Source organism: Croceicoccus pelagius (genome assembly GCF_001661915.1).
In the GTDB taxonomy this organism is placed as follows: Bacteria; Pseudomonadota; Alphaproteobacteria; order Sphingomonadales; family Sphingomonadaceae; genus Croceicoccus; species Croceicoccus pelagius.
The window spans coordinates 51,623-63,925 of the sequence record NZ_LYWY01000039.1 but is presented as its reverse complement, the minus strand read 5'-3'; the positions used below and the strand labels follow the sequence as shown (position 1 = coordinate 63,925).

The following is a 12,303-nucleotide window of genomic DNA, read 5'->3' as shown; positions in this document are numbered from 1 at the left end:
TTATATTCCACATGGTCTTAAATGACGAAAGCCGTCCGCGCGCGAGGGAGAATGGCGCGGACGACCTTCGTTCATTGCACGGCCCCGGATCAAGCCCGGTCGCGCTTGGGGGTTGGACCGGACATGACGCGGGGGTGCCGCGCTTATCTGGCGAGTGGCGGCCAGTGCGGGGTCGCTCTCCCGCACTGGCGCGTCGCCGGATCAGAAGTTCAGGCGGACACCTGCCGCGTAGCGGGCATAACCCGGTGCCGCGAAGAAGACCGACTGATCGTTGCGCCTGTGGCCCTTGCGATCGGCATTCGTGATGTTGATGCCTTCGACAAAGCCGGTCAGGCCCGGAATGAACTCATAGCTCGCGCTTGCATCGAACTGGCCGTAGCTTTCGATGTAGTACGGATCGGTGTCATATCCGGACAGGAAGCCATCGCGCCAGTTGTAGGCGATACGCGCCTGCAGCGGGCCCTTGTCGTAAAACAGCACGGCATTCGCACTGTCGCTGACGCCGGTGATGGCGAACTGCGTTTCGGTATAGCGCAGCGTGTTGTCATAGAACGTATCGCTGTTGACGATCGTGTAGTTCAGGATCGCACCGAAGCCGGTATCCCAGAAGTTGTGCTGGATCGCGAATTCCCAGCCGTCGAGCGTCGCGGTGCGGTCGCCGTTGAAAGGCTGCGACAGGCGGAAGTTGACCAGCGGATCGCCCGACTGGCCCAGGATGCCGCCCGTGACCGGATCGATCACGCTGGGATAGTTCGCGGCCACATATGCCAGCTGCTCGTCGAAGTTCGAACCTGCCGGAAGAGCGGCTGCCGCTTCTGCGATCAGCTCTCCGCCACGTCCCTGCGCTGGGTTCGTCAGGCCGTAAAGCGGACCTTCGGTAACGCCGGTGACGGGGAAGTTCGACACCTTCTTGCGGAAGTAGCCGACCGACACGTAGCTGGCCGTATCATAATACCATTCAGCCGAAGCATCGATGTTCTTCGACTTGTAGGGAAGCAGGCCTGGGTTGCCCGCCGACGCGGTGGTGCCGCCATCGGGACGGATCGGCGCGGCAAGCGTCAGGCCGCCCTGCAGAAGATCGTAGCGCGGACGCGTGATCGTGTGGCTGTAGGCCGCACGCAGCTTCACGTTGTCGATCGGCGTCATGTCGAAATCGATCGCCGGGAGCCAATTGTCGTAGCTGCCCTTGAGACGGGTGAAGTCGCCGTTGTCGCTGTAGTTTATCGCGATTTCGTTCGCGCCGACCCACGCAGTGCTGGTCGGAACCGGAACTTGGGCACGCGAATTGATCGTGGTCTCTTCATACCGCATGCCGAGACGCAGGTGTGCTTCGCCAGCAAGCAGATCGAAGGCATGCGTCGACTGGATGAACGGGGCCAGCGTCTTTTCATTGACGGTGCGATCGATCGTGTAGTCGGCAAGGCAAGTGCCCGGACCTGCGCCCGTGCCGGCGCAGATTCCGATCTGGCTGTCGAGCAGATTGATAAGGCCCGCGGTATCCACCTGGAAATAGCTCGGGATGATCGACGGGTCGTTCGCGCCGTTCATGCCCGAAAGGTCTTCCGGCAGGTTGTTGATCGTGAACAGGTCGTCCGGCGTCTCATCGGCCGTCAGCGTGCCGCCCCAGGTATCGTTCTGGATGAAGCCGTAGGCCGAACGGACCTTGTTCTCGGTGTAGGTCACGCCGAAATCGAGGCTTTCGATGAAGCCCGCGTCGAAATCGTAGCCGCCCTTCAGCGAGATCTCGTTGATCCGGTTACGCATGTAGGCGTTGCGGAAGGCGTTGCCTGCCGGGCGGATGTTCGAGGCATCGATTTCCGAGCCGGGGTACATGTTGGCCGAGATGACCGGCATGTCCGAGGTGAAGTCGATGGCCTGCGATTCCACACCGAAGATGGCCGAGCCGACGGCGATGTTGCTGCCATAAGGCGAAGTCGGTTTCGATTCGGCAGTCGAATGGTGGGCGTCCAGTTCCCAGCGCATGCCGCTGGGGTGTTCCCATTCGATGTTGCCGCCCAGCGAGTGGTTGATGCTGCGGTTGGCCGCGACCGCGCCGGTGATGGCAAGGTCCTTTCCGGGTCCGAATGCCTCGGCATAGAAATTCGGGCCAGCCGACGGGCCGTCGGTCCAGCTGCTCTGCGTGTCGCCGTGATTGAACCACACGCCGATGGAATTCGTACGCGCGTCGATCGTGTTCTGCGAGAACGTGTAGTCGATCGTGGCGTTGATCTGGTCGCTGGGCGCAACCTGCAGCACGGCCTGGCCGTTAAAGCGTTCGCGATCGATGTCGGTGAAATCGTAACCGGCGTTCTGCGGAATCTGGTAGGTGTCGGTCGCGTCGGGGCGGTTTTCGACATTCGGGCCATAACCCAGCGAGCCCCAGTTGTTTTCGTCGCCCAGATAGCCTTCGCGCCAACCGGCATTGAACTGCGCCAGGCTTGCCTTGCGGCGCTGGTACGAACCGGACAGCAGGACACCGATCGTATCGTCGGCGAACGTGCTGCTGACGATGCCCGACAGTTCGGGGGTGATCTTGGTGCCGTCGAAAGTGTGGTCCTTCACGGCCTTGGCAGCGACGCTGCCCTGCAGGCCCGGACGGTCCAGCGGACGCGGCGTGCGGATGTTGATGACCGAACCGATACCGCCGGTGGGCAGCGAGGCGCGGCCCGACTTGTAGACCTCGACCGCGGCAACCCCTTCGGATGCGAGGTTGGCGAAATCGAAGCTGCGCGAAGCAGGCGCTTCGCAGCAACCGCCAAGGCCGGATGCGGGCATCTGGCGGCCATTCAGCAGGACGAGATTGAAATCGGGACCGAAGCCGCGAACCGTAACGGTCGAACCTTCACCGCTGTTGCGGTCGATCGAAACGCCGGTGATGCGCTGAAGCGATTCGGCAAGGTTCGTGTCGGGGAACTTGCCGATGTCTTCCGCGCTGATCGCGTCGACAACACCCTGCGCGTCGCGCTTGATGTCGGCCGCAGCCTGCAGCGAGGCGCGGATGCCGGTGACGATGATGACGTTGTCTTCTTCGGCGTCGGATGCCGCCGTCATCGCGTCCTGAGCCATGGCAGCCTGCGGAGCAGCAGCCATTGCAAGGGCCGAAGCCCCGGTCATGAATGTAAATGCAATACGCACGCTGCGTCGCGCCATCAGTCCTCTCCCCTGCCCGTCGAATCGGTAGACCCCGATTCCGTCCGGTGAAATGCGTTGTGAACGTTCATGTGAACGTTATCAAACGGCATGTCAACAGGGCGTCGAATTGTCTGTCACCGCTTCTACAGGGTGTTGCTAAGGTGTCACTCCTCCTTGGGTTCGATCCGCGCAAGCAGGGCTTCGACTTCGACCTGACCGCCGATCTCGGCCGCCAGATCGGCGACCGTCCCGTCGAAGGGCGCGGTCAGTGCGTGTTCCATCTTCATCGCTTCCAGCACCATCAGGCGCTGGCCTTCCCGGACCTCGTCACCCTCGGCAACGTCGAGCGCAAGAACCTTGCCAGGCATGGGCGCAAGGATATCGCCGTCGTGGGCCGAACCATGGCCCGATCCGCGCATGACGGTATCGAAACCGTATCCCATGCCGTCGGCAAACACGATGACGTGGTCACCATCGGCATAGCCGGTGACCAGCGTGTCATCGGTAGAGAAGAAGTCGGGCGTCATTTCGCCGACTGCCGTACTGTCCGCCTCTGCCGCCGCAAGATCGAGCACGCGCCCTTCCCCGCGATGCGACAGCCAGACGCTGCGGCGCACCGGCGCATTCAGGCGGAAACCGGCCAAATCCCCATCCGCATCGCCATAGGCAATGCGCGCCGCGACATTCCAGACCATGTCGTCGGCCTCACCATCGGGCACCAGTTCATCGCCGTGCCGTTCGATGAATCCGGTATCGAGCTTCGCGTCGCGGAAATCCCCGGCATCCAGGGCGCGCACGAGGAAGCCCGCATTGGTACGAACCGGCCAGACCTCGGTATCGGCAAGCGAGGCGACCAGATCATCGATAGCAGTGTCGCGATCCTCGGCATGGCAGACGACTTTGGCAATCATCGGGTCATAGAAGGGCGAAACCTGCCCGCCTTCCTCGACGCCGGTTTCGATACGGGTGGCAAGTCCGAACGACAAGTGGTCCAGCCGTCCCGTGCTCGGCAGGAAGCCGCTGGCGGGGTCTTCGGCATAGAGGCGTGCCTCGATCGCGTGGCCGTTGATCGACAGCTCGTCCTGACCCTTGGGGATCAGTTCGCCGCTGGCGACGCGGATCTGCCATTCGACCAGGTCGACGCCGGTGATTTCCTCGGTCACCGGATGTTCGACCTGAAGCCGCGTGTTCATCTCCATGAACCACGTGCGATCGGCGCGCAGGCCTTCGCTGGCATCGGCAATGAACTCGATCGTGCCTGCGCCTTCGTAATTCACCGCCTGCGCGGCCTTGACCGCGGCGGCGCAGATCGCCTCGCGCGTTTCGGGGTCCATGCCGGGTGCGGGCGCTTCCTCGATCACCTTCTGGTGACGGCGCTGGAGCGAGCAGTCACGCTCGAACAGGTGAACGACGTTGCCGTGGGCATCGCCGAAAACCTGCACCTCGATATGGCGGGGCGAGAGGATGAACTTCTCGATCAGGACGACGTCGTTACCGAAACTCGCCCGCGCCTCGCGGCGGCAGGATTCTAGCGCGGCCAGGAACTCGCCAGCCTCGTCGACCTTACGCATCCCCTTGCCGCCGCCACCGGCAACGGCCTTGATCAGCACGGGGTAGCCGATCGCGTCGGCCTCGGCCTTCAGCCGCTCGTCCGACTGGTCCTCACCCATGTAGCCGGGCGTAACCGGCACGCCCGCCTCTGCCATCAGCGCCTTGGCCGCGTCCTTCAGGCCCATGGCGTTGATACTGGCAGGCTTGGGGCCGACCCAGACGAGCCCTGCATCGAGCACCGCCTGCGCGAAGGCAGCGTTCTCCGACAGGAAGCCATAGCCGGGGTGGATCGCCTCTGCGCCGGTGTCCTTGGCGGCGGCAATGATGCGCTCACCGACAAGATAGCTTTCGGCAGCGGGTGACGGGCCGATGTGCACCGCCTCGTCCGCCATGCGAACGTGGAGCGAGTTGGCATCGGCATCGGAATAGACCGCGACCGTGCGGATGCCCATGGCACGCGCGGTGCGAATAACACGGCAGGCGATCTCGCCGCGATTGGCGATGAGGATTGATTTGATCATTTCTATAATGGCTCCCAATGCAAGTCGGGGAAGGCCGGAGTTCCTCTCACATAGGCATCCAGCATGGCGGTTGCCTCGGATTGCGAGAATCCGCTGCCCGTCAGCCCAGCCTTTTTCCCGAACAAGTTTCCCAGGAAGCCTGTTCGTTCTTGAGGTCGATGATCAAGACCCTCGCCAGCGCGGTATCCAGCGAGGGCACCCCCCATCTCTTCATTATTCCATTCGAAGAAATAGGCAGGCGATTGCCACAGGACGTTCATCTGATCGCCATCATCACGCATCAGGCAGAGCCATTGATTGCCGCTCTTCGCGTAAGGCATGCGAGCAAGGGCGTCGTCGACCCACTCCCGGTCAGGCGTAACTTCGCATTCATCGCCAAATAGAATCGCCCACATCGCCATCACATCCTGAACACGCCGAACGGCGCACGCTTGGGGATGGGCGCTTCCAGCGCGGCGGCAAAGGCGAGGCCCAGCACGTCGCGGGTCTGTGCCGGATCGATAACGCCGTCGTCCCACATCCGCGCGGTGGCGTAGTAGGGGTTGCCCTCGTCCTCGTACTTCTGGCGGATCGGGGCCTTGAATTCCTCGGCTTCCTCCGCGCTCCACTTGTCGGCATCGCGGTGGACGGTGGCGAGCACGCTGGCCGCCTGTTCGCCGCCCATGACCGAGATGCGGCTGTTGGGCCAGGAAAACAGGAAGCGCGGCTGATAGGCGCGGCCCGCCATGCCATAGTTGCCCGCTCCGAAGCTGCCGCCGATCAGCACCGTGATCTTCGGCACTTGCGCCGTGGCGACTGCGGTTACCAGCTTCGCACCGTGCTTGGCGATGCCTTCTGCCTCGTACTTGCCGCCGACCATGAAGCCCGAAATGTTCTGCAGGAACAGCAGCGGAATGCGCCGCTGGCACGCCAGTTCGATGAAGTGTGCGCCCTTTTGCGCGCTTTCCGAAAACAGCACGCCGTTGTTGGCAAGGATCGCGACCGGCATCCCGTGGATATGGGCAAAGCCGGTGACGAGCGTATTGCCGTAGAGCGGCTTGAACTCGTGAAACTCGCTCGCGTCGACGATGCGCGCGATGACTTCGTGGACGTCATAGGGCGCGCGCACGTCGTCGGGGATGATCGCGTAAAGCTCGTCCGCGTCGTATTTGGGCGGAACGGCGGCCTGCAGGGCCAGCTTCGCGCCTTCGTTAGGGCCAAGGTGGCTGACGATGTCACGCACGATGGCCAGCGCGTGTTCGTCGTTTTCGGCCAAGTGATCGGCCACGCCCGACTTGCGGGTGTGCAGATCGCCGCCGCCAAGGTCTTCGGCGCTGATTTCCTCTCCCGTCGCAGCTTTCACCAGCGGCGGTCCGGCAAGGAAGATCGTGCCCTGTTCTCGCACGATCACGGTCTCGTCGCTCATCGCCGGAACGTAGGCGCCGCCTGCGGTGCAGCTGCCCATGACGCAGGCGATCTGGGGAATGCCCATGCCGCTCATCCGCGCCTGATTGTAGAAGATGCGGCCAAAATGGTCGCGGTCGGGGAATACTTCCGCCTGATAGGGCAGGTTCGCGCCGCCACTATCGACGAGGTAGATGCACGGCAGGCGGTTTTCCTCGGCGATCTCCTGCGCGCGCAAATGCTTCTTTACCGTCATCGGGTAGTACGATCCGCCCTTCACGGTGGGATCGTTGGCGATGATCATGCACTGACGGCCCGATACGACGCCGATGCCGGCGATCATGCTCGCCCCGTGGACGTCGCCGCCATACATGCCGTTCGCAGCCAGCTGCCCGACCTCAAGGAACGGCGCGCCCGGATCGAGCAGGCGTTCGACACGATCGCGCGCCAGCAGCTTGCCCCGCGCAACGTGGCGTTCGCGGTGGCGTTCCGCCCCGCCCAGCGAGGCTTCGGCCACCTTCGCGCGAAGTTCTTCGGCCAGCGCCTTGTTATGGCGCCTGCGCGCCTGCGCCTCGGGCGATGACAGGTCCAGCTTCGAATTGAGAACAGGTGCGCTCATTCAGGGGGAACCTTCTTGCGAAATTGTGAGTTGTTGCGGGATCGCGGAAAGATCAGGTGGCGGAAAACGCCAACGATGTTGATGCCGAGCAGGCCGACGTTCTGCCAGCCGATGCCTGCACCTTCATCATTCAGGAAACCCCACGCGATCAGCGCGATCGAACTGGTGACGAAGAGCACGAAAGCCCAACCCGTAATCCGCTCTCCAAGATTCAACGAGACGAGGAACGCGGCGACAAGCGCGGCTCCCGCTCCGTAATATTGCAAAGCGGTAAGGGTGGTCTCGCTCATCCCTTCATCAGCTCCCGGCCGATCAGCATGCGGCGGATCTCGTTGGTCCCGGCACCGATGTCGAGCAGCTTGGCATCGCGCAGGAACCGTTCGACCGGCCAGTCGGTGGTGTATCCCGCACCGCCCAATGCCTGGACTGCCTCGCCAGCGGCGCGGAAGGCGTTTTCGGATGCCAGCAGGATCGCGCCCGCCGCGTCGAAGCGCGTCGTCTGGCCCGCATCGCAGGCCTTGGCGACGGCGTAGGAATAGGCGCGCGCTGACTGCAGCCCCACGTACATGTCGGCGATTTTGGCCTGCATGAGCTGGAATTCGCCAATCGGGCGGCCGAACTGCTTGCGTTCGCGCACGTAGGGAATGACGACGTCGAGACAGGCCTGGATGATGCCAAGCTGAACACCCGAAAGCACGACGCGCTCGTAATCGAGCCCGCTCATCAGGACCTTCACGCCTTCGCCGACACCGGCCATGACGTTTTCGTCCGGCACGAAGCAGTCATCGAAGACCAGTTCCGCCGTGGGCGATCCGCGCATGCCCATCTTCTCGATCTTCTGACCGATGGAGAAGCCTTCGAAGTCCTTCTCGATCAGGAACGTCGTAATACCGCGCGGGCCTGCATCGGGGTCGGTCTTGCCATAGACGACCAGCGTGTCGGCATAAGGCGCATTGGTGATCCAGAACTTGGTACCATTCAGCACCCAGCCGCCATCGGCCTTGTCCGCGCGCATCTTCATCGAAACGACGTCGCTGCCCGCGCCAGCCTCGCTCATCGCGAGGGAACCGACGTGTTCGCCGCTGACCAGCTTGGGCAGGTACTTCGCCTTCTGCGCGTCGCTGCCCCAGCGGTGGATCTGGTTGACGCACAAGTTGGAATGCGCGCCGTATGACAGGCCGAGCGAGGCACTGGCGCGGCTCACTTCCTCAACCGCGATCAGGTGATCGAGATAGCCGAGGCCGAGGCCGCCGTATTCCTCCGACACGGTCACGCCGTGCAGGCCAAGCTCGCCCATCTGCTGCCACAACTCGTCGCGGGGGAACCAGTCGTCGCGGTCGATGCGATCGGCCAGCGGCATGATCTGTTCGTCGGCAAAACGCGCGACGGTATCGCGGATCATCGTGGCGCTTTCGCCCAGCGCGAAATCGAATTCGGGAGTGGCTCGCATGAAATCCTGCCCAAAGAATGTTCTAGTCTGCCCCCTTCCTACCGGACCGGCAGACAGGAGAGAAATTGGAAGTCGGAGCGGATCATCATAGAAAAAATCTATGACAACACCTTCTTTGGTCAACGAGCCTCGGGCGCAAAGCGTTCCGCGATGTCTGCGGCGACCTTCCGGCAGGCTGCGGCACGTTCGTCCGTCAGCCACGCCGGATCGGCCCGCAGTCCCAGCGTGCGGGCGAAGTCGTATCCTTCGATGGCCACCGGCTCGATCCCTTCGCGCCGGTGCGACAGCGGCGCGGTGGTGATGCCCAGCCCTGCCGCGACCATCGCCATGCACCGCTCCTCGCTATCGCTCCGCAGCGAAAACCGCGGACGAACGTGGAGGCGGGTGAAGAACGTGCTGGTCCGGTCAAGAACCTCACACGATCGGCGCGCTATCATGACTTCGGAACCCAGCGTTTCAGGCTCAGCCACTGCCTGCCCCGCCAGCCGGTGCGAGGACGGCACGAACAGGACGTAAGGCTCGCTGATCAACGGGATCGCGCCGTCATCCTCGTCGCGGATCAGCCCCAGCATCATGTCGACCCGCCCGCTGGCAAGCGAGGCGCGTAGCTCGGAATCGGTGCCTTCGACCAGTTCGATCGAAAATGCCCCGCCCAGCCCCGCCAGAACCGCTTCCAGCAGGGGCGCAGCCACCGACCGGATGACGCCCAGCTTCAACGTGGGCCAGTCGCCCTGCGCGCTCACACCGAAACCGTCGACGGCGCGAAAATTCCGGTCCAGCTCCCGCGCCAACGGCAGGAAACGTCCGCCTGCTTCGGTCAACCGCACGTGCCGCCGGTCGCGCACGAAGAGCCGCGATCCGACCATGCGTTCAAGGTCTGCAATGCCCGCCGAGAGCGTCGGCTGCGTCACGCGGATACGCCCGGCGGCCAGCGTGAAGCTGCCGGTTTCGACCACGGCGAGGAACTGGCGGATATGCGAACGCTTGATCATAGGAAAAACCTATAGCCCAAGTCGGCGGCAAGATCAGCCGTTCTTCTTTTTCGAGTACTGAACCTGCGCGCGGGTCATGCCGATGGCGCGGGCGGCCTGGCTGATATTGCCGTCGAGCCGGTCCAGTGCGGCGCGGCTGCCGGTCAGGTAATGGAATACGTGCGCAGGATCTGCTGCGCCACTTCGTCCAGCGACAGTCGGCCGGGCCGGTACCAGCTTGCCGCGCTGTTTAGCGTGGTGAGCAGCAGGATGCGATAGACCTCCCGGTCAACACCGGCAGGCAGGCTCGCTTCGCGGACGAGGTCGCGGAACAGGTCCTCGAAGGCGTCGCGGCGTTCGACCAGTTGCTCGCGCACGTTGCCGGGCACTGAACGAAAGTCGTTCATCAACGGCGTCGTCAGCGAATTGGGATCGAGCTGGATTGCCAGCAGCGTGCGGCACGCCGTGGCCAACCGTGCGTTCGGGTCGGTCACGCCCTCGATCGCGGCGCGGATGCGGTCTTCGGCGGTCTGCAAGGCATCGTCGTGGATGCGAACAAACAGCGCCTCCTTCGACCGGATGTAGTAGTAGAGCGAGCCGCCCAGCAGGCCCACTTTCTCCCCAATGTCGCGGATGCTGGTTCCGGCATAGCCGTCCCGCGCGAAAAGTTCGGCCGCCGCGGCAACGACTTCGGCCTCTCGGGTCGCCGTATCCCCCTGTGATTTCGCGCCTTTGCGCGGCCCCCTACTCATGATGTCCATGCGTAAGCGCCCATGGGGCCCGCTGGCAAGCCCTGCACTCACTTGATTGTAACGATCGTTCGATACATAACGCGCGAACACTCGCACCAGCCGATTCCGACGCAGAGGATTTCCCATGCCGATCCAGTACGAACCGCCCGTCCGCTCGATGCGCTTCATCCTCGACCACGTCGTCGATTTCGACGCAGAGGTCGCCGCCCTTCCGGGGTGCGAAGACGTATCGGCCGAATTCGGCGAGGAACTGCTGTCGATGGCGGGCCGCTTCTGCGCCCAGCAGCTGCTGCCGCTGAACCAGTCGGGCGACCGGCAGGGCGCGACGCTGGCTGATGGCAAGGTGACGACGGCAGACGGGTTCGCCGATGCCTACCACGCCTTTGTCGAGGGCGGCTGGGGCGCGCTTTCGGGAGAACCTGACTACGAAGGCCAGGGCCTGCCCCGCGCTTTCCAGATCATGCTGGACGAAATGGTGTCGTCGGCAAACATGTCCTTCGGCCTGTTCCCCGGCCTGACGCGCGGCGCGTCCGAAGCGCTGGCCGAACACGGCAGCGAAGAACTGAAGGCAAAGTATCTGCCGAAGCTGACCACCGGCGAATGGTGCGGCGCGATGGCGCTGACCGAAGCACACGCCGGCACCGATCTGGGCCTTCTGCGCACCAAGGCGGTGCCGGTCGGCGACGGCAGCTACAAGGTGACTGGCACGAAGATCTTTATCTCGTCGGGCGATCAGGATTTCGGCAACAACATCATCCACCTCGTCCTTGCGCGCCTGCCCGATGCGGCGCCGGGGGTGAAAGGGATCAGCCTTTTCCTCGTGCCCAAGCTCATGACCGATGATGACGGCAACGTCACCGGCGAAAACGGCGTGTCCGCCGCGGCGCTGGAACACAAGATGGGCATCCACGCGCAGCCCACTTGCGTGATGAATTACGACGATGCCACCGGCTGGCTGATCGGCGAACCGGGGCGCGGTTTGAATGCCATGTTCACGATGATGAACGCCGAACGCCTCTACGTCGGTATTCAGGGCCTCGGCGTTGCCGAAATCGCGGTGCAAAATGCGGTCGCCTATGCCCACGAACGCCTGCAGGGACGCGGGCCCGATGGCACCGGCCCTGCCCCGATCATCAACCACGCCGATGTGCGCCGCATGATCCTGATGGGTCGCAGCTTCGTCGAACCGGCCCGCGCGCTGGCGGCGTGGACCGCGATCCGCATGGACGTCGCCGCCCGTCACCCCGACGATGCGACCCGCGCCGCCGCCAACGCCGATGTCGCAATTCTGACGCCGGTGGTAAAGGCCGCCTTTACCGACATGGGCTTCGAAACCGCCGTCAACGCGCAGCAGGTCTTCGGCGGCCACGGCTATATCTGGGAAGCGGGAATGGAGCAGTTCGTCCGCGATGCCCGCATTACGCAGATTTACGAAGGCACCAACGGCGTGCAGGCGATGGACCTCGTCACGCGCAAGGTGACGATGGCGGGCGGCGCGCCGCTGGCCAGCTATTTGGGCCGGATCGAGGCGGATTTGGGCGAAGGCGCGAGCGAGCTTGAAGCATCGCTGCTGCCCGCTGCCCGCGCGGCCCTTGCGTCGCTGCGCAAGGCAAGCGCGGCGGTGCAGGCCGACACCTCTATCGATGCGATGGGTTCGGCTGCGGTGAACTACCTGCGTCTCTTCGCGATCGCGTCGATGGGGTGGATGTGGGTTCGGATGGCCGCTGCCTCGCTGGAACACGGCGACGAGGCGACGAAGACGCGCAACCTCGCGCTCGCGAACTTCTACGCCGCCCATATCCTGCCGCAGGCAGGCGCACTGGAAGCGGCCATTGCGGCGGGGCCGGACCCGGTCATGGCGCTTCCCGCAGACTTGTTCTGATCAGACGTTGCGCGCCCCGGGGCGGTAGTCGATCTGCCGCCT

At 63.7% G+C, this 12,303-nt stretch carries 10 protein-coding genes; 1 reads left to right on the top strand and 9 read right to left on the bottom strand.

Features of this window, described 5'->3' with window-relative positions:
- Positions 1–201 precede the first annotated feature (201 nt).
- The 9 genes from A9D15_RS11640 to A9D15_RS11605 all read right to left on the bottom strand — a co-directional run bounded on the left by A9D15_RS11640 (position 202) and on the right by A9D15_RS11605 (position 10,379).
- Entirely contained in the window at positions 202–3,114 is a 2,913-nt protein-coding gene (locus A9D15_RS11640; RefSeq protein WP_229660271.1) for a TonB-dependent receptor, read from the bottom strand.
- A 182-nt stretch (positions 3,115–3,296) separates the two neighbouring features.
- The gene (locus A9D15_RS11635) at positions 3,297–5,204 is read right to left on the bottom strand and encodes an acetyl/propionyl/methylcrotonyl-CoA carboxylase subunit alpha (protein WP_066765194.1); all 1,908 of its coding nucleotides are present in this window, start codon (positions 5,202–5,204) and stop codon (positions 3,297–3,299) included.
- A gap of 2 nt (positions 5,205–5,206) precedes the next feature.
- Positions 5,207–5,605, bottom strand: coding sequence for a hypothetical protein (locus A9D15_RS11630; RefSeq protein WP_066765193.1), 399 nt, complete (start codon positions 5,603–5,605; stop codon positions 5,207–5,209).
- Positions 5,605–7,206 (bottom strand): carboxyl transferase domain-containing protein, encoded by a 1,602-nt coding sequence (locus A9D15_RS11625; RefSeq protein ID WP_066765190.1) that lies wholly within the window; start codon positions 7,204–7,206, stop codon positions 5,605–5,607. The genes A9D15_RS11630 and A9D15_RS11625 overlap by 1 nt, the downstream gene beginning before the upstream one ends.
- Complete coding sequence (locus A9D15_RS11620) at positions 7,203–7,496, bottom strand: hypothetical protein (RefSeq protein ID WP_066765189.1); 294 nt, start codon at positions 7,494–7,496, stop codon at positions 7,203–7,205. Before A9D15_RS11620 ends, A9D15_RS11625 begins: the two co-directional genes overlap by 4 nt.
- Positions 7,493–8,656 (bottom strand): isovaleryl-CoA dehydrogenase, encoded by a 1,164-nt coding sequence (locus A9D15_RS11615; RefSeq protein ID WP_066765187.1) that lies wholly within the window; start codon positions 8,654–8,656, stop codon positions 7,493–7,495. The genes A9D15_RS11620 and A9D15_RS11615 overlap by 4 nt, the downstream gene beginning before the upstream one ends.
- Before the next feature lie 119 nt (positions 8,657–8,775).
- The gene (locus A9D15_RS11610; RefSeq protein WP_066765185.1) at positions 8,776–9,648 is read right to left on the bottom strand and encodes a LysR family transcriptional regulator; all 873 of its coding nucleotides are present in this window, start codon (positions 9,646–9,648) and stop codon (positions 8,776–8,778) included.
- A 33-nt stretch (positions 9,649–9,681) separates the two neighbouring features.
- Entirely contained in the window at positions 9,682–9,774 is a 93-nt protein-coding gene (locus A9D15_RS17165) for a helix-turn-helix domain-containing protein (RefSeq protein WP_425304729.1), read from the bottom strand.
- A gap of 17 nt (positions 9,775–9,791) precedes the next feature.
- Positions 9,792–10,379 (bottom strand): TetR/AcrR family transcriptional regulator, encoded by a 588-nt coding sequence (locus A9D15_RS11605; RefSeq protein ID WP_066766059.1) that lies wholly within the window; start codon positions 10,377–10,379, stop codon positions 9,792–9,794.
- Between the two features lie 124 nt (positions 10,380–10,503).
- Between A9D15_RS11605 and A9D15_RS11600 the strand changes: the two genes are divergently transcribed.
- On the top strand, positions 10,504–12,261 hold the full coding sequence (locus A9D15_RS11600) for an acyl-CoA dehydrogenase family protein (RefSeq protein WP_066765184.1): 1,758 nt from the start codon (positions 10,504–10,506) through the stop codon (positions 12,259–12,261).
- Positions 12,262–12,303: the final 42 nt, after the last annotated feature.

Bases quoted from the DNA above. Each gene is read 5' to 3' on its own strand.
- A9D15_RS11640 (WP_229660271.1), bottom strand. From the start codon at position 3,114: ATGACCGGGGCTTCGGCCCTTGCAATGGCTGCTGCTCCGCAGGCTGCC.
- A9D15_RS11610 (WP_066765185.1), bottom strand. From the start codon at position 9,648: ATGATCAAGCGTTCGCATATCCGCCAGTTCCTCGCCGTGGTCGAAACC.
- A9D15_RS11605 (WP_066766059.1), bottom strand. From the start codon at position 10,379: ATGAGTAGGGGGCCGCGCAAAGGCGCGAAATCACAGGGGGATACGGCG.
- A9D15_RS11620 (WP_066765189.1), bottom strand. From the start codon at position 7,496: ATGAGCGAGACCACCCTTACCGCTTTGCAATATTACGGAGCGGGAGCC.
- A9D15_RS11635 (WP_066765194.1), bottom strand. From the start codon at position 5,204: ATGATCAAATCAATCCTCATCGCCAATCGCGGCGAGATCGCCTGCCGT.
- A9D15_RS11615 (WP_066765187.1), bottom strand. From the start codon at position 8,656: ATGCGAGCCACTCCCGAATTCGATTTCGCGCTGGGCGAAAGCGCCACG.
- A9D15_RS11600 (WP_066765184.1), top strand. From the start codon at position 10,504: ATGCCGATCCAGTACGAACCGCCCGTCCGCTCGATGCGCTTCATCCTC.
- A9D15_RS11625 (WP_066765190.1), bottom strand. From the start codon at position 7,206: ATGAGCGCACCTGTTCTCAATTCGAAGCTGGACCTGTCATCGCCCGAG.
- A9D15_RS11630 (WP_066765193.1), bottom strand. From the start codon at position 5,605: ATGGCGATGTGGGCGATTCTATTTGGCGATGAATGCGAAGTTACGCCT.